This window comes from Klebsiella pneumoniae, assembly GCF_000742135.1.
GTDB classification, from domain to species: Bacteria; Pseudomonadota; Gammaproteobacteria; order Enterobacterales; family Enterobacteriaceae; genus Klebsiella; species Klebsiella pneumoniae.
On sequence record NZ_KN046818.1, the window covers coordinates 2,660,196 to 2,682,931 of the forward strand.

Here is a 22,736-nt window from a genome sequence, read left to right on the forward strand (position 1 = left end):
ATCCTGTAAGTTGTTGAATTGATTAAGCCTCATTGATTACCCAACGGAATCCCGTCATAGTCCTTCCCTAAAAAATACGGCTATCGCCTGGGCGATAGCCGTGGTCACTGAAAAAGGTGGATTATTGCGCTGGCAGCGTCGGCACGTTGTCGTCGAACCAGGTTTTATAGATTTTGGCGTAAGTCCCGTCAGCAACGATCTTTTGCAGCCCGGCGTTGATTTTGCCCAGCAGTTCGCTGTTGCCTTTCGCCACCGCAATACCGAAATACTGACGCTCAAATTTGGCATCCGGCACCAGCTTGAACTGCTTCTCCGGGTGCTGTTTGATGTAGTACTTCACCACCCCGACGTCGCCAACCGCGGCGCTGACGCCGTCCTCAAACAGCTCCTGAAGCATCAGCGGGGTATTGTCGAAACGCTTGATCGCGGTGCTGTTTTTGCCCAGCACCTCAGAAACCACGATATCGCCGGTGCTGGAGTTCACCACCCCGACCTTCTCGTTTTTCAGGGCCGCCAGCGAATCCACCTGCGAGTCCTGGGCGACGACGATAGACTGCTCGGCCGGGAAGTACGGCGCGGAGAAATCGACCATCTGTTTGCGCTTATCGGTGATGGTGATCCCGGAGATGATGATGTCGCGGTCGCCGGTGTTCAGCGTGGCGAAGATGCCTTCCCATGGGGTATTGACCAGCTTGACGTCAAAGCCTTCGGCTTTAGCGATGGCTTTGATGATGTCGATGTCGAAACCTTCCAGCTGTTTCTGGCTGTTTTCAAATTCAAACGGCCGGTAGGTGCCGCCGGAACCGACGGTATAGGTTTCCGCAGCCGCCTGTCCGGCTGCCGTCAGCGCGGCCATCATGAAACACGCCTTGAGCAAATTCTTGACCATGAGATTTCCTTTTTATGCATTTATTTTGCATAAAAATACACACACTGACTTTTATATGCAACCGGAAACCTTCCCGCTGGTGAATTATCTCTTCAACTGCCCCGTTTACCGCCGGATTTACCGATGGCCCGGTGCAGGTCGTTGATTCGTTTCAGGGATTTCACCGTTTTTTGTGGCGTGGTGGAGGCCACCGACAGGACAATCATCTCCAGACAGACCAGCACCGTGCCGTGCAGCGGCATCCGGCTGCTGTCCCCGCCGCGCGGGACGTCGATCACTACCTGCGCCTCCTGGCTGAAGCGCGAGTCCACCGCCTGGGTCAGCAGGATGGTCGGAATACCCAGCCGCTTCGCCTCGCGCAGGGTGGTCATCCCTTCGCGATGGGGGGATTTTTGTCCCATCATGATCAGCACATCGCCGCGCTGCAGGCCGATAAGCTGCTCGGCGAGGCTGAAGCCCGTGCGGTTCATCACATACGCCGGCAGGCCAATGCGGCTGAACAGCCGGGCGGTGTACTCGGCGAGGATCCCCGAGGCGCCGATGCCGAAGATCCCTACCTGGCGCGCGTCGCTGAGCAATGCCACCGCCTGGGCCACCGCCGCGCGGTTGTCGGCCCGCGACAGGACCTCGCACACCCGCTGATGGCCTTCAAGCACAAAATCAATACTGGAGTTGACGTCGCTGGAGAGCGCGGTAACCGTCGAGCGCATCTTTTCCGCCGAGGTGACCGAGGTGCCGAACCAGCGCTCCATGGTCTGCTTAAGCTCGCGCAGCCCGGCGAAGCCCAGCGCCTGGATGGCACGCACCACCGTGGCGTCGGAGGTCTGGGTCGCGGTGGCGATCTCCATCGCCGTATGCTCCAGCACCACCTCGCGGTTGTCGTTGATATAGCTGACCACCGCCCGCAGCCGGGGGGAGAGCTGGTGCGCCCGGGCGCGATAGCGTTCGCCGAACAGATCGACTTTGCCCTTCTCTTTTTTTACCGCGCTTTTCATTTGGCCTCCGCCGGGATCGGCCTGCCGGCAATATGCGACTGCACCTGGGCCACCATCAGAGACAGCGCGGCGTAGGAGTTGGAGATCACCTCTTCCCGCGGCAGTAAAATATAGTGCCCGGTGCGGCAGGCGCGCATAAAGTCGCACCAGCCGGGCATCACGCCTTCCATCGCCTGCAGCTCATCCTGCGGCTTACCGCCGGTATCCGACCGCCAGGTGGCGAAGACAAAATCAGCGTCCAGCTCCGGCAGCTGTTCCGCGCTGACGTCAATGCGCTGACCATCGGGGATCCGCTCAATCAGCGGGGGAAAACGGAACCCGGCGTCGCGCAGCACCCGGCCCAGCGCATGATACGAATGATGCACCGTGACCTTGCCGTTGTTCGCCTGGATCACTGAGACGCTGTACTGCGGTGGGTTGACCATCGCTTTCAGCTGCTTGATTTGCTCCTGATAGCGGCGCTCGAGGATCGCCAGCCGCGGCTGGGTGCCGGTCAGCTGCGCCAGCTTGCGGTAAATCTCCGGGGCGCTGCCCTGCAGATGGTCGATGCTCACCGTCGGGGCAATCTTCTCCAGTTGCTCCACTGACACGTGGCGGCTGGGCTCAGTGATGATCAGATCCGGCCTGGCTGCGGCTACCGCTTCCAGATCGATATCGGCGGTGCCAATAAAGCGGATATCGCTGTTGTCGAAATCGACGCCGGTGAGCTGGGCGCTGGATCGCAGGTAGTGGCTACCATCCGGGCGCGTCCGGCCGTGGCTGGCGATCGGCGGCGCCCCGAGCTCAATCAGCGGAATGGTAATATCGAGATCGTGCATCGAAACGATACGCTGCGGATGCAGCGGGACGGTGACCGTGCGGCCTAAATCATCGGTGAAAGTTTGAGTTTGTGGGGCGGCGGCGCTGACGGCCCCCGTCAGCAACAGCAGCAATGAGACGAACCAACGCATACTACCTTCCTGGTTAAAGGGCATCACGGCGACGCCAGAGCAAGACAACGAAGAACGGGCAGCCCACCAGGGCAATGACAATCCCCGCCGGGATCTGCAGCGGGGCAAACGCCAGCCGGCCAAGGGTATCGGTCGCCAGCACCAGCAAGGCGCCAATCAGCGCGCTGCCGCACAGCAGCGATACCTGGCCGCCGCGCAGCACGAAACGCGCCATATGCGGCGCCATCAGGCCCACAAAACCCAGGCTGCCGACGCAGGAGACGCTGGCCGAGGTCAGCAGCACCGGCGCAAAAAAGCGCAGCACCGTCAGCTGCTGCAGACGTACGCCGAGGCCGATGGCGGTCCGGTCGCCGAGCAGCGCCACGTCCGCCGCCCGGGCGGTACAGAACAGGATGATGGCCCCGGGCAGCGCCCAGCAAAAAGCCACCGCCAGCAGCGGCCAGGTGGCGGCCTGTAGGCTGCCCGCCAGCCAGATCATCGCCGTCTGCACGTCGCGTACGTCGGCGGTGGTCATAAAGATGCCGACCGCGGCCGCCAGGCTCCAGGAGACGCCGATGCCAATTAAAATAAAGCGCGGCCGCGAACAGTCGCGGGCCAGCGTCAGGACCAGCAGGGCCACCGCTATGCCGCCGACCATCCCCGCCAGCGGCCGCCAGACCAGGCCTACCGCCGGGAAAAACAGCACCAGCGCCAGGACCACGATGCTGGCCCCCTCTTTGACGCCGATCAGCCCCGGGTCGGCCAGCCCGTTACGGGTGATGCTCTGCATCGCCGCGCCGGCCAGCCCCAGCATGGCCCCGCACAGCAGCGCCATCAGGATCCGCGGCAGGCGGATATCAAACAGAATAAAGCGCGGCTGCTCGCCCATCTCCTGCGGCGCCAGCAGGGCCCGCGCCAGCGTCGACGCGGGCAGCGGATAGCTGCCGCGGCTAAGGCTGTACAGCCCCAGCGCCAGCAGCGTCAGCACTATGCTGGCGGCAATTTTTAACGCCGCAGGACGCAGCAGCAGCTGGCGGGAGGCGAAAGCCAGCGGCCGAAAACCGGCCCGGTGAACGGCGCGCGTCATTTAAAAAACCTCGCGGCGATAAAGATAAACAACGGCGCGCCCACCAGGGCGGTCATCGCTCCGGTGGCCAGCTCCTGCGGCGCGACCAGCGTCCGGGCGGCGATATCCGCCAGCACCAGCGCCAGCGCTCCCACCGGAGCGGCCAGGGGCAGCGCCAGGCAGATGTCTTCCGTCACCAGACGGCGCACCACGTGCGGCACCACCAGCCCGACGAAGCCGATCGGCCCGGCCACCGCCACCGCCGCGCCGCAGAGCAGCGCAATCGCCAGCAGGCCCAGCAGCCGGGTCTGGACGAGATTAACGCCAAGGCCCAGCGCCACCTTATCCCCCAGCGCCAGCACGTTGAGGCGTGGGGCAATGAGCAGCGCGACGCCAAGGCCGATCAGCGCCGGGACCAGCGCCGTCTGCAGCGTGCTCCAGTTCAGTCCGGCCAGGTCGCCGGCCAGCCAGGTGCGCATCGCCAGCAGCGTCTGTTCATCGAGAATTAATATCGCCGCCGTCACCGCCGACGCAAACCCTGACAGCGCCACTCCGCACAACGTGATGCGCAGCGGCGTCGCCCCGCCGCGCCCGGCAGAGGCCAGCGCCATCACGCCACCGAACAGCAGCCCCGCGCCGCAGGCGGCGGTCAGCGGGCGCCCGGCGGGGAAAGCGCCGAAGGACAGGCCCAGCGCCGAGGTCGCCACCACCGCCAGCGAGGCGCCGGCGTTGAGGCCGAGAATATGCGGCTCGCCAAGCGGGTTACGGATCACCGTCTGCAGCAGCAGCCCGGCGACGCCGAGCGCCGCGCCGGTCAGCAGCGCCGCCGCCAGCCGCACCAGACGCAGATCGATGATAATCCGCTGCTCAAAGTTGCGCGGATCGTACTCCAGCAGCGCCTGCAGCACCGTCTGCGGGGCGATCCAGCGGGCACCTAAGCCAAGATGCACCAGCGAGGCGGCGATAAGCAGCAGCGTTAGCAGAAGCAGCGCCAGCCGGGGGCGGGGGCGACGCCGCGCGGAAAGCAGGATGGCCACGCTCATTGTGCCGCTGCCTGGCGGGCGCGAAACGGCATAAAGAAGGGTTTGCCGGTTTGCGGGTTAATCGACATCTGCACGTCAACGTCAAACACGCGTTTAATCAGCTCAGGGCTACAGACATCGTTGTCGCTAATCGTGCCGGCGATGCGCCCCTGTTTAAGGAATACCAGCAGATCGGCGTAGTTCACCGCAAAGTTAAGGTCATGGAGCACTGTCACCACCGTGCGGCCATGTTCGCGGGTGAGGGTCTGGAGCAGCTCAAGGATATCGACCTGATAGCGCAGATCGAGCCAGGTGGTCGGCTCATCGAGCAGAATGGTGGCCGTTTGCTGGGCCAGCGCCATGGCGATCCAGCAGCGCTGACGCTGGCCGCCGGAGAGGCTGTCCACCGGCAGATGGGCGAATTCGGCGGTACCGGTTAAGCGCAGCGCCTCCTCTACCGCCAGCTCATCGGCCTCGGACCACTGGCGCATCAGCCCCTGCCACGGGTAGCGCCCGCGCGAGACCAGCTCGAAAACGGTCAATCCTTCCGGGGTCAACGGCGATTGCGGGAGGATGCCCAGCTGGCGCGAGACGGTCTTCGTCGGCATCTGGTGAATGGTTTGCCCGTCCAGACGCACGCAGCCGCCGAGCGGTTTCAGCATTCTGGCGATGGTCGAGAGCAGCGTGGATTTGCCGGATCCGTTCGCCCCGGCCAGCACCGTCATTTTGCCGGTGGGAATGGTCAGGTTGATATCGTCAACGATCAGGGTCTGGCCGTAGCCGGCCGACAGGGCATCCAGTACGATCCCCTGCTCTGCAGGTTTCATCCGCTGTGGCATAACTCGCTCCTGCGCCGCAGCGTTCCAGGCGATAGCTGGACATTCTGCAGTCAAATCAAAATAAATCTCATTCTCTTTTGATCATGACGGGGATGAATGTAGTAGTCAATACTCGCCATCGTCTTCAGACGGGGACGCTGACTACAGCGAGACTGTGCCAACGCAATATAATTAAAATAAAATAATATCAGATAGATAACTACAGAACATTCCCTACTGGAGGTGTTTAAAACGTCCTGTTCCTCGCCGCTGAATTTTTATCTTGCATAACGTTTACTACTACATCCCTTCATGATTGAATGATTCTCAATTACACATCTGAAGGCGCATTCAGACGCTAAACAGAGTGCTTTTATTATTCAGGGCAATGATTTTATTGGCTTAATCTGACCGCAAAGGCAGATTCGTTCACGAGAAACAGATAATGACTCAACCCCATGTCGCCTGCAGGACGTTGCCAGGGCGCGCGCTTTTTTCGCTTCTTTTTTTAGCCTCACCGGGATTAATGGCCGCCGACAATCGCGCGGCGAAAAGTACTAACGACGCGGAAGAGACCATCACCGTAGTGGCCGACGGCGCGCAGCAAAGCGCCACCAGCGGCTATCAGCCGCTCAGCTCCGCCACCGCGACGCTAACCTCGATGCCGCTGCTGGATATTCCCCAGGTGGTCAATACCGTCAGCGATCGGGTTCTCGAAGATCAGCACGCCACCTCACTCGATGAGGCGCTGTATAACGTCGCTAACGTGGTGCAGACCAACACCCTCGGCGGTACCCAGGACGCCTTTACCCGCCGCGGCTTCGGCGCCAACCGCGACGGCTCGATCATGACCAACGGCCTGCGCACCGTGCTGCCGCGCAGCTTTAACGCCGCCACCGAACGGGTGGAAGTCCTGAAGGGGCCCGCCTCGACGCTGTACGGTATCCTCGACCCCGGCGGGCTGATCAACGTCATCACTAAACGGCCGGAGCGGCAGTTCTCCGGTTCGGTTTCCGGGACCTCCACCAGCTTTGGCGGCGGCACCGGCAGCGTCGACATCACCGGCCCCATCGAAGGCACAAATCTGGCGTACCGACTGATCGGCGAATATCAGAATGAGGATTACTGGCGCAATTTCGGTAAAAACAAAAGCAGCTTTATCGCCCCTTCCCTGACCTGGTTTGGCGAGCGGGCAACGGTGACCGCGTCCTATTCGCACCGCGACTACAGCGCCCCCTTTGATCGCGGCACTATCTTCGATCTGAATACCGGCCATGCGGTTAACGTCGATCGCAAAACCCGCTTCGATGAAGCGTTTAATATTACCGATGGCTATTCCGATCTCGCTCAGCTCAACGCCGAGTATCGCCTTAACGACGCCTGGACCGCGCGCTTCGATTACAGCTACAGCCAGGATCACTATAACGATAACCAGGCGCGGGTGATGGCCTATGATTCGGCGACCGGCAACCTCACCCGCCGGGTCGATGGTACCCACGGTTCAACGCAGAAGATGCACTCCACCCGCGCCGACCTGCAGGGCAACGTGGTAGTGGGCGGCTTTTATAACGAGCTGCTGACCGGCGTCGCCTATGAGAATTACGATCTGCTGCGCACCGATATGCTGCGCTGTAAGAACGTTAAAGGCTTTAACATCTATCATCCGGTCTACGGCACTCTCGACACCTGTAATACCGTCTCCGCCTCCGACAGCGACCAGCGCATTCAGCAGGAGAGCTATGCCGCATACGTGCAGGACGCGCTGTACCTGACCGACAACTGGATCGCCGTCGCCGGCGTGCGCTACCAGTACTACACCCAGTACGCCGGTAAAGGCCGACCGTTTAACGTCAATACCGACAGCCGCGATGAGAAATGGACGCCGAAAGCCGGCCTGGTCTACAAGGTCACGCCGAACGTCTCTCTGTTCGCCAACGTCGCCCAGTCGTTTATGCCGCAGTCGTCGATCGCCAGCTATATCGGCGAGCTACCGCCGGAAGAGTCCACCTCTTACGAAGTGGGCGCCAAATTCGACCTGTTAAACGGCATTACCGCCAATATCGCGCTGTTTGATATTCACAAGCGTAACGTGCTGTACACCGAGAGCATTGGCGATGAGACGGTGGCCAAAACGGCGGGCAAAGTGCGTTCCCAGGGCGTGGAAGTGGATCTGGCCGGGTCCATCACCGATAACCTCAGCGTGATCGCCAGCTACGGCTACACCGACGCCAAAGTGCTGGAAGATCCGGATTACGCCGGGAAACCGCTGCCAAACGTACCGAAACATACCGGTTCGCTGTTCCTGACCTATGACATTCATAACGTCTATAACAACAACACCCTGACCGTCGTCGGCGGCGGCCACGCGGTCAGCAAGCGTTCCGGCACCAACGGCGCGGATTATTATCTGCAGGGGTATGCGGTGGCGGATGTGTTTGCCGCCTATAAGATGAAGCTGCAGTATCCGGTGACGCTGCAGGTGAATGTGAAGAACCTGTTTGATAAGACCTATTACACTTCCTCGATCGGCACCAATAACCTCGGCAACCAGATTGGCGACCCGCGCGAAGTGCAGTTCACGGTGAAGATGGATTTTTAAGCCGGACCATGGCGTCGCGCCGGATATTCATTGCCGGGCGGCGCTGCGCTTGCGCCGGCCTACCTTTCCGTGACATTTGTCGCAGTTCGTAGGCCCGGTAAGGCGCAGCCGCCACCGGGCAAAAACAGGCGCCTGGCGCCGGATGCCCATTGCCGGGCGGCGCTGCGCTTGCGCCGGCCTACCTTTCCGTGACATTTGTCGCAGCGCTACCGGGGAATGCGTTCAGCTTACCAGTCCGCCTCCTGGCCGAGGATGCGCAATATATCCTGACGATGCTGCAGCAGCTGCGGGTTATCACGATGACGGGGAAAAGCCAGCGGCAGCGCAAACTCGGCGATAATCCGCCCTGGACGCGGCGACATCACCAGCACCCGCTCGCACAGCAGCAGCGCCTCTTCGATATCGTGGGTCACCAGCAGGCTGGTATACCCCTGCAGCTGCCAGAGGGCGATCAGCTCCCGCTGCATACTGATGCGGGTCAGCGAATCGAGTTTGCCCAACGCCTCGTCGAGCAGCAGCAGACGCGGTTCGTTCAACAAGGCGCGCGCCAGCGCCGCACGCTGCGCCATCCCTCCGGACAGCTGCCGCGGCCACGCCTCGCTGAAGGCCTGCAGCCCGATGCGGTCAATCAACGCGTCTGCCTTCGCCTCCAGCCCCTTTTTCCCCTGCGCCTGCGGGCCCAGCAGCACGTTCTGCCGCACCGTCAGCCACGGATAGAGCGTCGGATCCTGAAACACCAGAATTCGCTCCGGCCCCGGGGCGCCGAGCGCCGCGCCGTCGATCTGCATCTGTCCGCTCTGCGGCGCTTCCAGCCCCGCCAGCAGCCGCAGCAGGGTTGATTTACCGCAGCCGGAAGGGCCCAGCAGCGCCACGCTTTCCCCCGGGCGCAGCTGCAGGCTAATATTCTCCAGCACCGGTACCGTCTGTTTGCCAAGCGTAAACGCATGATGAAGATGGCTGATGGATACCGCCGCGCCGCGCGCTATCGTCTCGGTTACCATTGCATCCCTCCTCGCTGCCAGCTCAGCAGACGGTCACGCAGCATAAATAATCCGCTTATCAGGCCGGAACATAACAAGGCCATCACCAGCAGCGCGGCATACATATTAGGATAGGCCGCCCAGCCCTGGGCCCACTGGAGGTAAAAGCCGATCCCCGACTTCACCCCGACCATTTCGGCGACAATCAGCACCGAAAACGACGCGCCGAGCCCCATAAACAGGCCGACAAAGACGTTCGGCAACGCGGCGGGGATCGCCACCCGCAGGATCAGGAAACGCTGGCTGGCGCCGAGGGTCCGCGCCACGTCGTACCACGCCTTATCAATGCCCATCACTCCGGACCAGGTCAGCACCGTGACCGGGAACCAGGTGCTCAGCGCGATCAAAAACACGCTGGCGCCGAAGCTCGAGGGAAAAATAAACAGGCACAGCGGCAGCAGCGCGGTGGACGGCACCGGCCCCAGCAGACGTAACACCGGATGCACCCAGTAGCCAATCCGTTGCGACCAGCCGATGGCCAGACCGGTGATGAACCCGCTGCTGGTACCCAGCAGCACACCGAGCCCCAGCAGCCCCAGGGAGTGCAGCAGGCTGTCGAGCAGGCGCGGCCAGTCGTCGTGCAGCACCTCGATCAGCGCCTGCGGCGGCGCGAAGAATGGTACCGGCAACACGGCAGTTTTGGCGGTCAGCCCTTCCCAGACAGCAAACAGCACCGGCAGCAGCGCCAGCCACTTGCCGGCATGCAGCACACGCGCGCCGCGCGCCCGCCAGTAGCGATAGCTCAGCGCCAGCAGCAGCAAGCCGCCGCCGAGGGTGAATTGCGCCAGCGCCCAGCCTTCGCTAAACGGCCAGCGCCGCCCGGCGTCGGGCCAGGTAAGAGTAAACAGACCGCCCAGCAGCCACAGCGCGGCGGCCAGCAGCCCTTCTCCCCACAGCGGCGCGCGGCCGGTGGGGCGCGCCAGAGCCTGCTCAGGCGAATACGTTGGCATAGATACTCTCCGCGAACTGATGGGTATCGGTACCCGGCTTGATCACCTGCACCCGCTGCAGGTCGACCGCATACTGCGTCAGCTCTTTCACGAACGCTTCGCCCACCGCGTGATGGCCGTGGCCCTGCCCGTGCAGGATGCCGCTCACCTCCGCTTCACTGGTATTCAGGGCATGGGCGAGGAAGGATTGCGCCACGCTTTCCGGATGCGCAGCGGCATAGCTGTGCGCCTCAAGGATCGCCTGGGTGAGCGCCGCGGCGGCCGGTTTATGGTCCCGCGCCAGGCTCCCGCTCACCCCCAGCACGCAGCAGCTGAGGTTGGCATAATCTCCGGTCATATTGCTGGCGATCAGCTGATACTTACCGGTCTCCAGCAGACGATAGCTAAACGGCTCGCTGCCGCTGATGGCGGCGATTTCGCGCTTGTCCAGCGCCACGCTGAGCAGATCCGCCGGGTAGACTTTCCACTGCACGTCGCCGATCGGGTCGATACCGTGGCGCTTAAGCAGAATGGCGAAGTAGTTTTTATCCGGTCCGGCCATGTCGGTGACGCCGATGGTTTGACCCTTCAGGCTCTCGAGGCCGCCGAACGGCGAGTCTTTGGCCGTCAGCAGGTTCAGACAGCCGCCGTGGGTCCCGGCGGTGAGCTTGACGTCAAAGCCCTGCTCCAGCGCCTTCAGCCAGCGCAGCGCCATCCCCACCCCGGCGTCGGCCTTACCGGTGGCGATCGCCTCCAGCAGCACATCGGTGGAGCTGCCGAAGTTAACAAACTCAACGTCGAGGTTGTATTTACTGAATATCTTCTGCTGCTCGGCGACGGCGACCGGCGCGAGGCATACCGCGCTTTTGTTGATCGCCAGCTTGATCTTGTAGGGCTGCGGCAGGCGCAGCGCCGGATGGGTATCGCCGCCGGCCATGTCCGCCATATCATGAGCCCACAGCGGCAGAGAGACCCCGGCCAGCGCCAGGCCGCCGCTGAGCTGTAAAAAACGGCGGCGGGAAAAAGGGGTTCTGGTCATGGCGTCACCTCGGCGGCGGGTACGCTAAAACGGCGGTCAAAGGTCGGCTTCACGTCCAGCCGGGTGCGGATCAGGCCGTTGGCGAGATAAAAGTCCGCCGTTGCCTGCTGTTGGGCCACTGTTTCCTCGGCCAGCGGCTGCCACTGCGACTGGCGGTTGGCAAACTGCGCGCGGGCGATCTCCGCCGGGAAGCGGATGATCTCCCCCAACGTTTTGCCGTAGCTGTCGAGATTGGCGTAGGCCCAGCGCTCGGCGCCGGCCAGGCGCTGGAGATAATCCTGCAGCGCGGCGCGTTTTTGCGGATCGTTAAGCGCGGAATCCGTTGCCGCGAGGAAGGTATTCCCCGACAGCAGCCCTTTGCCGCTCACCAGGATCTGCCCCTCGTTGGTCTTCACCATTTGGGTGGTGTAGGGCTCCCAGGTCGCCCAGGCGTCCACCGAACCGTTTAGCAACGCCACTTTGGCGTCCACCGGGCCGAGGAACACCCACTGCACCTCCTTCGGTGAAATCCCCGCCTGCTCCAGCGCTTTCAGCGCCACGAAATGACCAATCGACCCTTTACCGGTGGCGATGCGTTTGCCTTTTAAATCAGCGCCGCTTTTTAACGTGCTGCCGGGTGATACCAGCACCGCGGTCCCCGCCGGGTTGCTTTTATCCACGGCAATAGCTTTGACCGGCGCACCGTTGGCCAGGGCGAAGAGCAACGGCGCATCGCCGATGATCCCCGCGTCCACGGCGCCCGCGTTGAGGGCTTCCGCCAGCGGCGCGGCGGCCGGGAACTCGGCCCACTTAATGTCGTAAGGGAGATTTTGCAGGGCGTTGGCCGCCTCCAGCTGCGAACGCATGCCGCCTTTTTGATCGGCGATACGCAGGGTAAGCCGCTCCTGCGCTGTAGCGTAGCCGCCCAGCGCCAGCAGCATCAGCGCGGCCGCCACCCGGCCTGAAAATGATAGACGCATCGTGATTATCCTTGTGATTGAAAGACGAAGTTGCCGGCTGCCAGCCAGGCGCTGTCGCTCTGTGGGGTATGTACCCGTCCGCAGAGCACATTGCGGTAGTGGCGTTCCAGCGGGTTTTGTCGGCTGAGACCATGATTGCCGGTCAGCTCGAGCGCGATATTCACCGCCTGAATGGCGTTGTCGGTGATGGTGACTTTCGCCAGATTGGCCTCGATGGCGGAAAAGCGCAGCGCGGCGGCCTGCTCCAGCAGGCTGCGGTTGACCAGCAGCAGCCCGGCGATCTGCCCGACTTTCTCCTGCACCCGTGGCAGACGAGAGAGCGGATGGCCGAGACCGGCGGGCACCCGCCCCGCCAGCCACCTCACCAGCCAGTCGTGAGCGGCGTGGGCAATGCTGTCATAGATCGCCGCCAGCAGCGCCGTCTGCCGGTTGGCGAACAGGCGAAACGGTTCGGCCTGGGCGGCGGGTGGCGCATCGGTCGGCCAGACATCCACCGCGTGCTCTGCCGCCACCCGCACGTGGTTAAAAATAACTTCATGGCTGCCGGTGGCCCGCATCCCGGCGTGATCCCAGCTTTTCACCACGCTGATGCCCGGGCTGTCGCCAGGCACCAGCCAGGTGCCCACCAGCGGCGGGTTATCATCGCTTCTGGCCCACACCGCCAGCCAGCGCAGCCCTTCAATGCCGGTGGTATAAATTTTATGGCCGCTGATGTCCCAGCCCTCCGCGCGACGGGTCGCCACGGTGTCCGGCAGGCCGCCCCGCGCCGGGGAGCCCAGCTCCGGCTCGACGCGCAGGCTGTTGATGAGGCCACCGTGTTCGACAGCATCGTGAAAAACCTGCTGGCGCAGCGGCGCGTGCCAGGCGTCGTTTTCCGCCAGCCGCAAATGGTGGAGATACTGCATGCAGACAATCAGCGCTGTCGCCGGCTCTCCCCAGGCGATGGCGGCGATGACCTGCTGCAGCTGGGCCAGACTGGCGCCCGCGCCGCCGCAGGATGGCGGCACGGCGAGACTTAACCAGCCCCCCGCACGCAGATGGTCGATATTACGCCAGGGAAACTCGCCGCTGGCGTCAAGGCTGGCCGCCTGCTCCGCCATCTGCTGGCGAAGCGCCGTCAGCTGCCGGGCCCAGTCGTCGCGCTCAGGATGGATCACGATGCGCGCTCCGCCACTGCACGCCGGGCGGCTTTTTCCCGGGCGATCGGCAGCAGCGCCCGGCCATAGTCGGCCGCGTCGTTCAGCGGATCGAAGCCGCGGATCAGGAAGTTACGCACCCCGAGGTCGTAGTAATCGAGCAGCGCATCCGCCACCTGCTCCGGGGTGCCCACCAGCGCGGTGGAGTTATGTCCGCCGCCCACCAGCTGGGCGATGCCGGTCCACAGGCGTTTGTCCACCACTCTGCCCTGCGCCGCAGTAGCCCGCAGCCGCTGGGCGCCGATGCTCTCCGGTTTGGCTTTGAACCCGCCCCCGCGCTGCGCCGCCTGCTCGGTGGCGACGTGCAGGATATGCTCGGCTTTCTCCCAGGCTTCGGCTTCGCTGTCGGCGATAATCGGCCGGAACGAGACGCTGAAGCCGATATCACGCTGGTGTTTCGCCGCTTCGGCGCGCACCCGCTGGATGGTCTCGCCGGTTTGCGCCAGCGACTCGCCCCACAGCGCGAAGACGTCGGCATGTTTGCCGGCGACGGCGATGGCCGCTTCCGACGAGCCGCCGAAGTAGATGGGAAGATGCGGCTTTTGCAGCGGGCGAATGGCGGACCAGGCCTGCTCGGCCTGATAGAAATCGTTGTGAATATCCACCGGCTGCTCGCTGGTCCACACCTGGCGCACGGTGTCGAGGAAGGCGTCGGTGCGGGCGTAGCGCTGGTCGTGGTCGAGATAATCGCCATCCCGGCGCTGCTCGGCATCGTTGCCGCCGCTGATGATATGCACCGCCAAGCGGCCCCCCAGCAGGTGCTCAAGGGTAGCGAATTTGCGCGCGGCAAGGGTTGGGGAAACAAAACCGGGACGATGGGCCAGCAGGTACTGAATTTTCTGCGTCGACAGTCCGGCCAGGGCCGTCACCAGAAAGCCGTCGGGTTGATCGGACCAGTGGCCGACCAGCAGACGATCAAACCCGGCGGCTTCATGGGTTTGCGCAAAGCGAACGATATAGTCGCGGTCAAAGATCGGCCCCACCGGGGCAATCGTTTCGGAAGAGAGGCGGTGGCCAATCATGCCGAGAAACTGAATGCTCATGAACAACTCCTTGCGTCAGGGTAATGGAGTGGCCGCGACAGCGGCGCTGGTCATTACCCTATACAGAGCGTGTTAATGAGCAAAATGCATTTTTATTATATCTTAATATGCTTAATTAGCATTAAACAAAAATGCATAGTGCTTTCAGTCGGATACGGTCAGCTGCTGAACCACTTTGCTGGCAAAAAAGGTCAGCGGCGGCTGCAGGTTCGCCAGATACTGGGCGTGGATCAGCCACAGTGAGACCGCAGGCTGAAAATCGCTGAGGCTGAGGACCTCGACCTCGTCCCGCCACGGGCTGCTGGCCAGCGCCGCCCTCGGCACCAGACCCAGCCCCAGCCCCTGCGCCACCAACGCTATCTGCAGCTGCGCGCCCGCGCTCTCGACGTTGAGCGTCAACCGCAATCCCTGGCTCTGCAGCTCGCGAATGAGCCCGGCGCGCAGGCCACAGCCGTCGGGGTTAAGGATCCAGCCCCGTTCGGCGCACTCCCGCAGGGATGACACGCGCAAATTCAAACGCCGGCCGACGATCGGCACCACCTCCAGGGGACACAGCAGGCGCCCGCTGTAGCCCTCGGCGAAGCTTTGCTGGGCGGGCCCCATCGCCAGCATGCCGTCCAGCTCGCCGTTTTCCAGCCGGCGCTGCAGCTGTCCGCTCCAGCCGCAGGTGATCTGCGGCGACAGTCCGGGAAACTGCTGGCTCAGCGCCGACAGCGCCGCCGGCAGGGCAATCTCGCTGAGACTCTGCTGCACGCCGAGACGCAGCGCGCCGCGCGGCTCGCCTTGCGGATCCAACAGGCTGTAGAGTTTTTTCGTCTCACGCTTAATGCTCAGACACTGCTCGTACACCCGGTGTCCGGCGGCGGTCAGGGTCAGCGGGCGGGTCTGGCGCTCTAACAGCGTGACGTTCAGCTCCTGTTCCAGACGCTGCAGGCGCCGGGTGATGGCCGACTGGGTGATCCCCAGATATTCCGCGGCCTGATTGAGGGAGGAAAACTGCACCGTGGCCAGCAAAGCGTCGATATCGTCAATGCGCATAGGAACCTTATGTGATATTTGCATATTAATATATGCGTAAATTGCATTTAAATAATATTAACGCCTCTGTTAGCGTTTTGACCAGTCCCTCTGACAGGAACCGCACATGACTGCACCACGACTGGAAAAATTACGCCATTTCATTCATGAGGTAGACCGCCTGCACCGCGAACACCACCAGACCGCCCCGCTGCTTGACGCCGTGGCGCAGCGGCTGGCGGCGCTGGTGCGTTACGACGACTGGCTGCCGGAAGAGTACACCCTGCCGCATCCGCACCATTACCAGCAGTATCTGCTGCATGCCGACTCCGGGGAGCGCTTCTCGATTGTCAGCTTCGTCTGGGGACCGGGGCAAGCGACGCCGATCCATGATCACCGGGTGTGGGGGGCCATTGGGATGCTGCGCGGCGCGGAGGAAAACCAGCGCTACCAGCTGGATACCGATGGCATACCGCGCGCGCTGGGCGCCGCCACGCTTCTGGAAGCAGGCCAGGTGGAGAAAGTCTCCGCTGACGATGGCGATATTCATCGCGTCAGCAATGCGCTGGCGGATCGCGTCTCCATCAGCATTCATGTCTACGGCGGCAATATCGGCGCGGTGAAGCGCGCCGTGTATACCCCGGAAGGGCAGCAGAAACCGTTTATCTCCGGCTACTCTAACCGCCATTTACCCAATATCTGGGATTCCTCCCGCGAACATCAAGGATAACCACTATGTCCACCTACGCTTATCGCCAGGCCGCCGGGATCCGCCAGGCGCTGCTCGACCGTCGTGAACTGGCGCTGATCGACGTCCGTGAAGAGGCCGATTTCGCCACCGCTCATCCGCTGTTTGCCGTCAATCTGCCGCTCAGCAAACTGGAGCTCGAGGTCCGCCGGCGGATACCGCGCTTCACCACCCCGCTCACCGTCTACGACAACGGCGAGGGTCTGGCGGAGATCGCCGTCGAACGGCTGCGGTCCTGGGGCTATCAGGATGTGGCCCTGCTGGCCGAGGATCTCGCCGGCTGGCGCCGCAGCGGCGGCGAGCTGTTTCAGGACGTCAACTCCGCCAGTAAAGCCTTTGGCGAACTGGTGGAAAGCGTGCGTCACACACCGTCGCTCAGCGCCCAGGAGGTTCAGGCGCTCATCGACAGCCGGCAGGAGGTGGTGATCGTCGACGCCCGGCGCTTCGATGAGTACCAGACCATGAGCATCCCCGGCAGCATCAGCGTGCCCGGCGGCGAGCTGGCCCTGCGGGTAGAGAGCCTGACGCCCTCCCCGCAGACGCCGGTTATCGTCAACTGCGCCGGACGCACCCGCAGCATCATCGGCACCCAGTCGCTGATCAACGCCGGCGTGCCAAACCCGGTCCATGCCCTGCGCAATGGCACTATCGGCTGGACGCTGGCCGGCCAGACGCTGGCGCACCAGCAGCAGCGGCAATACGATCCCTCCGCCCGCGCCTCCGGCGCCCGGGCCGCTGAGGTGGCGCATCTTGCCGAACGGGCCGGGGTGGCGGTCATCGATGAGGCCACGCTGCAACGCTGGCTGCAGCAGAGCGACCGCACCACCTTCCTGTTTGATGTCCGCAGCCCCGAAGAGTACGCGGCGGGTCACTATCCCGGCAGCCTGAGCGCGCCAGGCGGCCAGCTGGTGCAGGAGACCGACCACTTCGCCAGCGTACGAGGGGCGCGCATTGTGCTGCTGGATGACGATGGCATCCGGGCGGCGATAACCGGCTCGTGGCTGGCGCAGATGGGCTGGGAGACGGCGCGGCTGAGCGCGCTGTCGACCAGCCAGTTGAGCGAACGCGGGGTGCCTGCCGCCGAGGTGCCGCCCGGCCCGCAGGCGGAGGAGATAAGCCCGACGCTGCTGGCGCAACAGCTGGAAGAACCCGGTACGGTGGTGCTCGATTTTACCACCAGCGCCAACTTTGTCGCTCGCCATATCCCCGGCGCGTGGTGGCTAACGCGCTCGCAGCTGCGCCAGGCCCTGGAAGCAATCCCTCCCGCCCAACGTTACGTGGTGACCTGCGGCAGCAGTCTGCTGGCCCGCTACGCGGTGCCGGAGGTGGCGGCCTTACCGGTAAACCGGTGCAGTTGCTTACCGGCGGGACGCTGGCGTGGATCGCCGCCGGTCTGCCGCTGGCGCATGGCGACAGCGGCCTCGCCGTCGAGCGCCGTGACCGCTATCGTCGTCCGTACGAAGGAACCGATAATTCCGCCGAGGCCATGCAGGCCTATCTGGAGTGGGAGTATGGCCTCGTGGATCAGCTGGCCCGCGACGGCACCCACGGTTTTCGGGTGCTCTAGCGCGAGCCCGCCTCAGGCTTCGCGCATGATCCACGAATACTGAAAGCTCTTCGGCGCCGGAAAATGGGTCCGGCGCCGGTAGGAGCCCAGCGACTGCGGGGTGCAGTAGGTACAACTCCCCAGCCATTCAACGCTCGCCGGCGCCACCCCCGCCTCTGCGAAGATCGCTTCGGCAAAGGCGCGCAGATCAAACCACAGATTATCGCTGCCACGCGCGGCGGCTTTGAGCGGATCGCTGACCGGGCCCGAACGGGAGAGGAACAGCCGCTGGCGATGGCGGGCCACCCGGTCACCGCCGGGCTGGTCCAGCAGTTGCTGATAGAATCCGGCGGAGACTTCGTAACAGCAGGGGTGAATATACGGCCCCACGGCGATGACCAGATCGGCCAATGCCACCCCCTGCTGGCGAAAACAGGCCAGACTGTTGTCGACAATACCGCTGACCAGCCCCTGCCAGCCGGCATGCACGCTGCAGACGTAGCGACCGTCGCGCGAGGCGATCAGCAGCGGCAGACAGTCGGCGGTCACCACCCCCACCTTTTGCCCGGCTACCGCGGTAAACACCGCGTCGGCGTGCGGGCGCGTCGGCAGCGGCTGCTGATAATGATGAACCTCATTACCATGCACCAGCTTCACCGGAGCCAGCTCGGCATAGGGAAAGGCGGCGGTTTCATGGACATCGAGAAAAGCGTGGCGGATGCCAGGGATCGCATTGAGCAAACGGGAGGTGTAAGCCATAGGGACGATAAGCGTCAGGGAATGATGTCTTACCTTAGGCCAGGGGACGCGGACAGGCAAGGCGGCGGCCCGGCATTTTTTTACCAGACCGCCGGATGCATATCAGACCATGGCCGCGCGCTGCTGGCGATGCATCAGCCAGAACACCGCCACGCCGGCCAGCACAATGCCCGGCGCCGAGGCCGCCATCACCCCGACGGTGCCGGTGCCGAGGGCCAGCATCTTGCCGGCCAGCAGCGGGCCGCTCATCGCCCCAAGACGCCCCACCGCCACGGCGGTGCCCACCCCGGTGGCGCGGATGGCCGCGGGATAAAAAAGCGGCGCCAGAGCGTAAAGCACACTTTGTCCGCCGGTGGCGAACAGCCCGGCGACAAACCCCGCCAGCAGCATGCCAGTCAGCGACGACGCGCTGCCCAGCGCCAGCAGCGACGCCAGAATGCCGCTGTAGATCAGGAGCGACATCCGCAGCGGGGTGAGCTTATCCATTAGCGCCCCCAGCAGCAGCGTGCCGCAGGCGGCGCCGATCTGCAGAGAGAACATCACCCCCGCCGCCTGGCTGGCGCGGAATCCCTGGCCCACCAGCAGCATCGGCAGCCAGTTGATCAGCATATAGACCACCAGCAGGGTGAAAAAATAACCCAGCCACAGCAGCAGCGTAGCGGCGGCCTGGCCCGGGGCAAACAGGGTGCGCAGCGGCACGCTGGCCTCCGCGCGCTGAAACGCCTGCGACTCCGGCAGCCAGCGCATCAGCAACGGGATCAGCAGCAGCGGGACCACGCCGCCAATCCAGAAAATAATCTGCCAGGCTGCGGCGAGACCGGAAAAGCCCAGCGCTGCCGCCAGCGCGGCGCCAATGGGTACGCCGCAGTACATCAGGCTTACCGCCCGGCCGCGGAAACGTGAGCCAGCGGCTTCCGAGGTTAAGGCAATCAGGTTCGGCAATGCCGCCCCGAGCCCGACGCCGGTGAGCAGGCGCGCCAGCAGCAGCGTCGGGAAGCTCCATGCCAGCGCGGTGGCCAGCGAGAACAGGCCAAACAGCAGCACCGACCCCAACAGAATGCGCTTACGCCCGTGGCGGTCCGCCAGCATACCGCCCACCAGCGCGCCGGGCAGCAGGCCGAGGATCCCAGCGCTGAAGATCCAGCCCATCTGCATTTTATCCAGCGCAAAGGCCTGCGCCATGCCGACGGCGGCGATCCCCGCCGCCTGCAGATCCAGCCCTTCCATCAGGGCCACCATAAAACAGAGCCCGATGGTGACCACCAGGCGCGAGGGGGTTGCAGTCGTTATCTTGGTCATAGGGTACCTTGGCGATAGCCGAACAAACGGAGCAGGTGACTGACGGCTGATGCTTTGTCAGCCACACGTTCTTAGTTATTTATTGCGGTTAAGCAGATCCAGCGCGACGTCGACGATCATATCCTCCTGGCCGCCGACCATCCGCCGCTTGCCCAGCTCGACGAGAATATCCACCGCGCTGAGGCCATAGCGCTTGGCCGCCGCTTCGCTGTGGCGCAGGAAGCTGGAGTAGACTCCGGCGTAGCCCAGCGCCAGCGTTTCGCGGTCGACACGCACCGGGCGATCCTGCAGCGGCCGCACCAGCTCATCGGCCGCGTTCATCAGGGCGTAGAGATCGGTGCCATGCTGCCAGCCGAGCTTGTCGGCGGCGGCAATAAACACCTCCAGCGGCGCATTGCCCGCCCCCGCCCCCATCCCGGCCAGGCTGGCGTCAATGCGATCGCACCCCTCTTCCACCGCGACGATCGAGTTCGCCACCCCGAGGCTCAGATTATGATGGGCATGCATCCCGGTGGCGGTCTCCGGCTTCAGCACCGCCTTCAGGGCGCGGAAGCGGTCGCGAATGTCGTTCATGTTCATCGCCCCGCCGGAATCCACCACATAGATACAGGTCGCGCCGTAAGATTCCATCTTCAACGCCTGCTGCGCCAGCGCCTGCGGGGAGATCATATGGCTCATCATCAGAAAACCGACGGTGTCCATTCCCAGCTCGCGGGCAAAGGCAATATGTTGCGCCGCGACGTCCGCTTCGCTGCAGTGGGTGGCGACCCGCACCACCCGCGCTCCGGCCTGATACGCCGCTTTCAGATCGTGCAGCGTGCCGATGCCCGGCAGCAGCAAGGTGGCGATTTTCGCCTGGCTCACGACATCCGCTGCCGCTTCAATCCAGGCGATGTCGCTGTGGGCGCCAAAGCCATAGTTGAAGCTGGATCCCTGCAGGCCATCGCCATGGGCCACTTCGATGGAGTCGACCCCAGCCTTATCCAGCGCGCTGGCGATCTGCTGCACCTGCGCCAGGGAATACTGGTGACGAATAGCGTGCATACCATCGCGCAGCGTCACGTCCGAGATATAAAGTTTTTTACCGTTCATGCTGTCGCTCCCGCCGCGCTGTGCATTGCCCCGGCCATTTGCTCCGCCGTCGCCAGCGCCGCCGAGGTCATAATATCGAGGTTGCCCGCGTACGCTGGCAGATAGTGCGCCGCCCCTTCCACTTCGAGGTAAACCGCGGTTTTCAGGCCGGAAAAACAGCCGACGCCGGGCAGGTTGACTGGCCTGTCCTCGGGGATAACCTCAAACTGAACCTGCTGCTTCAGCCGGTAGCCCGGGACGTAAGCCTGCACTGCCGCCGCCATTTCGGCGATCGAGGCGGCAATCGCCTCCTGCGACGCCAGCTCGCTCAGGATGTAGACGGTATCGCGCATCATCAGCGGCGGCTCCGCAGGGTTCAGTACAATAATCGCTTTGCCCTTGCCCGCCCCACCGACTTTTTCAATCGCCTGCGAGGTGGTTTCGGTGAATTCGTCAATATTGGCCCGCGTGCCCGGCCCGGCGGATTGGCTGGCGATCGAGGCCACAATCTCCGCGTAATGCACCTTCGCCACTCGCGAGACCGCGGCGACCATCGGGATGGTCGCCTGCCCGCCGCAGGTCACCATATTGACGTTACCCTGATGGAGATTGTCCGCGAGGTTGACCACCGGTACGCAGTACGGGCCAATCGCCGCCGGCGTCAGGTCGATAACGCGGATCCCCGGCTTCGCTTCGCGCAGCGCGGCATCGTTTTTGATGTGCGCCCCGGCGCTGGTGGCGTCAAAAACAAAATCGATGTCGGCAAATTCCGCCATCTGCATCAGGCCGCCCACCCCTTCGTGAGTGGTCGCAACGCCCAGGCGCCGGGCGCGGGCCAGGCCATCCGACTGCGGGTCGATGCCGACCATCACCGCCATCTCCAGATGCTGGCCGTGGCGCAGGATTTTAATCATTAAATCGGTGCCGATATTCCCGGAGCCGATAATGGCGACTTTACGTTTACGCATCACGATCTCCTTCTCCGGCGGCAACGAAGCGTGCCGCGACTGAGCCAATACCTTCGATATGGGCGACAAAGCTGTCCCCCTCGTTAATCGTCACCATCGGGCCTAACGCCCCGGTCAGCACGATATCCCCCGCCCGCAGCGGTTCGCCGAGACTCGCCAGCTTGCGCGCCAGCCAGACTGCGGCGTTCAGCGGATGCCCCAGACACTCGCTGCCGCGGCCGCTGGAGACCAGCTCCTGGTTGCGGGTCATGTGCATGGCGCACTGCTTCAGATCCAGTCCCGCCGGACGCTGCGCCGGGCCGCCAATGACGTACAGGCCGCAGGAGGCGTTATCGGCGACGGTGTCGACAAAGCCGATTGACCAGTCGCGAATGCGGCTGCCCACCACCTCCAGCGCCGGCAATACCCATTCGATGGCGTTATACAGTTCATCAAAAGTGGTATCGGCATGCGGCAGATCCTGCTTCAGCACCAGGGCGATCTCGGCCTCCACCTTGGGCTGCAGCACGCGGCCAAACGGCACCTCGGCGTTGTCGCCGTAGCACATGTCGGCAAACAGGGTGCCGAAGTCCGGCTGATTGACGCCCAGCTGCTGCTGCACTTTGGGATGGGTCAGGCCCACCTTGCGGCCCACCACCCGCCGGCCATGGGTCACATGGTGCTGGACGTTCAGGCGCTGGATGGCATAGGCGGCGTCGGCATTGTCGACGCCGAGAATATCGCGCAGCGGGGCGATCGCCTGGCCGCTCTGTTCCGCGTCGCGCAGCTGCCGGGCCAGCGCGTCAAGAGAAAAAGTCATCATTT

At 63.5% G+C, this 22,736-nt stretch carries 19 protein-coding genes and 2 pseudogenes; 3 read left to right on the forward strand and 18 right to left on the reverse strand.

Going from position 1 to position 22,736, the window contains the following annotated elements:
- Positions 1-121: 121 nt before the first annotated feature.
- The 6 genes from DR88_RS12820 to DR88_RS12795 form a co-directional block, all read right to left on the reverse strand.
- Positions 122-889: a basic amino acid ABC transporter substrate-binding protein gene (locus DR88_RS12820; RefSeq protein ID WP_008804504.1), complete on the reverse strand. Its 768-nt coding sequence runs from the start codon at positions 887-889 to the stop codon at positions 122-124.
- Between the two features lie 92 nt (positions 890-981).
- On the reverse strand, positions 982-1,884 hold the full coding sequence (locus DR88_RS12815; RefSeq protein ID WP_004148674.1) for a MurR/RpiR family transcriptional regulator: 903 nt from the start codon (positions 1,882-1,884) through the stop codon (positions 982-984).
- A complete protein-coding gene (locus DR88_RS12810; protein WP_004148675.1) occupies positions 1,881-2,858 on the reverse strand; it encodes an ABC transporter substrate-binding protein in 978 nt (325 codons plus the stop codon). Before DR88_RS12810 ends, DR88_RS12815 begins: the two co-directional genes overlap by 4 nt.
- Entirely contained in the window at positions 2,848-3,900 is a 1,053-nt protein-coding gene (locus tag DR88_RS12805) for a FecCD family ABC transporter permease (RefSeq protein ID WP_004148676.1), read from the reverse strand. Before DR88_RS12805 ends, DR88_RS12810 begins: the two co-directional genes overlap by 11 nt.
- Positions 3,897-4,922 carry a FecCD family ABC transporter permease gene (locus DR88_RS12800; RefSeq protein WP_032443907.1) on the reverse strand — a complete coding sequence of 342 codons (1,026 nt, stop codon included), beginning with the start codon at positions 4,920-4,922 and terminating at the stop codon, positions 3,897-3,899. The genes DR88_RS12805 and DR88_RS12800 overlap by 4 nt, the downstream gene beginning before the upstream one ends.
- Entirely contained in the window at positions 4,919-5,740 is an 822-nt protein-coding gene (locus DR88_RS12795; protein WP_032443908.1) for an ABC transporter ATP-binding protein, read from the reverse strand. The genes DR88_RS12800 and DR88_RS12795 overlap by 4 nt, the downstream gene beginning before the upstream one ends.
- Positions 5,741-6,245: 505 nt before the next feature.
- Here DR88_RS12795 and DR88_RS12790 point away from each other — a divergent pair.
- Entirely contained in the window at positions 6,246-8,318 is a 2,073-nt protein-coding gene (locus DR88_RS12790) for a TonB-dependent siderophore receptor (RefSeq protein WP_073980608.1), read from the forward strand.
- Positions 8,319-8,545: 227 nt separating this feature from the next.
- Here the strand turns inward: DR88_RS12790 and DR88_RS12785 are convergent, their stop codons facing one another.
- The 7 genes and pseudogenes from DR88_RS12785 to DR88_RS12755 form a co-directional block, all read right to left on the reverse strand.
- Positions 8,546-9,319 (reverse strand): ABC transporter ATP-binding protein, encoded by a 774-nt coding sequence (locus tag DR88_RS12785; RefSeq protein WP_025862207.1) that lies wholly within the window; start codon positions 9,317-9,319, stop codon positions 8,546-8,548.
- Positions 9,313-10,308, reverse strand: a complete 996-nt coding sequence (locus DR88_RS12780) for an ABC transporter permease (RefSeq protein WP_004148681.1) — start codon at positions 10,306-10,308, stop codon at positions 9,313-9,315. Before DR88_RS12780 ends, DR88_RS12785 begins: the two co-directional genes overlap by 7 nt.
- Positions 10,289-11,326, reverse strand: a complete 1,038-nt coding sequence (locus DR88_RS12775; RefSeq protein WP_025862206.1) for an ABC transporter substrate-binding protein — start codon at positions 11,324-11,326, stop codon at positions 10,289-10,291. The genes DR88_RS12780 and DR88_RS12775 overlap by 20 nt, the downstream gene beginning before the upstream one ends.
- On the reverse strand, positions 11,323-12,285 hold the full coding sequence (locus DR88_RS12770; protein WP_004148684.1) for an ABC transporter substrate-binding protein: 963 nt from the start codon (positions 12,283-12,285) through the stop codon (positions 11,323-11,325). The genes DR88_RS12775 and DR88_RS12770 overlap by 4 nt, the downstream gene beginning before the upstream one ends.
- Before the next feature lie 5 nt (positions 12,286-12,290).
- Positions 12,291-13,442, reverse strand: coding sequence for an acyl-CoA dehydrogenase family protein (locus DR88_RS12765; protein WP_004151831.1), 1,152 nt, complete (start codon positions 13,440-13,442; stop codon positions 12,291-12,293).
- Positions 13,429-14,524 (reverse strand): annotated as a pseudogene (locus DR88_RS12760) (LLM class flavin-dependent oxidoreductase). Before DR88_RS12760 ends, DR88_RS12765 begins: the two are co-directional and overlap by 14 nt.
- A 144-nt stretch (positions 14,525-14,668) precedes the next feature.
- The gene (locus tag DR88_RS12755) at positions 14,669-15,562 is read right to left on the reverse strand and encodes a LysR family transcriptional regulator (protein WP_032443909.1); all 894 of its coding nucleotides are present in this window, start codon (positions 15,560-15,562) and stop codon (positions 14,669-14,671) included.
- Positions 15,563-15,668: 106 nt separating this feature from the next.
- Here DR88_RS12755 and DR88_RS12750 point away from each other — a divergent pair, with 106 nt between their 5' ends.
- The gene (locus DR88_RS12750) at positions 15,669-16,271 is read left to right on the forward strand and encodes a cysteine dioxygenase family protein (RefSeq protein ID WP_025862205.1); all 603 of its coding nucleotides are present in this window, start codon (positions 15,669-15,671) and stop codon (positions 16,269-16,271) included.
- Positions 16,272-16,276: 5 nt separating this feature from the next.
- Positions 16,277-17,856 (forward strand): annotated as a pseudogene (locus DR88_RS12745) (rhodanese homology domain-containing protein).
- Positions 17,857-17,868: 12 nt separating this feature from the next.
- On the opposite strand, the gene DR88_RS12740 reads toward DR88_RS12745, so the two are convergent.
- The 5 genes from DR88_RS12740 to mhpD form a co-directional block, all read right to left on the reverse strand.
- Complete coding sequence (locus DR88_RS12740; protein WP_025862204.1) at positions 17,869-18,594, reverse strand: purine nucleoside phosphorylase YfiH/LACC1 family protein; 726 nt, start codon at positions 18,592-18,594, stop codon at positions 17,869-17,871.
- A 102-nt stretch (positions 18,595-18,696) separates the two neighbouring features.
- Complete coding sequence (gene mhpT, locus DR88_RS12735) at positions 18,697-19,893, reverse strand: 3-(3-hydroxy-phenyl)propionate transporter MhpT (RefSeq protein ID WP_004148691.1); 1,197 nt, start codon at positions 19,891-19,893, stop codon at positions 18,697-18,699.
- Positions 19,894-19,968: 75 nt separating this feature from the next.
- Positions 19,969-20,985: a 4-hydroxy-2-oxovalerate aldolase gene (mhpE, locus tag DR88_RS12730; RefSeq protein ID WP_004180340.1), complete on the reverse strand. Its 1,017-nt coding sequence runs from the start codon at positions 20,983-20,985 to the stop codon at positions 19,969-19,971.
- Positions 20,982-21,932: an acetaldehyde dehydrogenase gene (mhpF, locus tag DR88_RS12725; RefSeq protein WP_014907417.1), complete on the reverse strand. Its 951-nt coding sequence runs from the start codon at positions 21,930-21,932 to the stop codon at positions 20,982-20,984. Before mhpF ends, mhpE begins: the two co-directional genes overlap by 4 nt.
- A complete protein-coding gene (gene mhpD / locus DR88_RS12720; RefSeq protein ID WP_032443910.1) occupies positions 21,925-22,731 on the reverse strand; it encodes a 2-keto-4-pentenoate hydratase in 807 nt (268 codons plus the stop codon). The genes mhpF and mhpD overlap by 8 nt, the downstream gene beginning before the upstream one ends.
- Positions 22,732-22,736 lie beyond the last annotated feature (5 nt).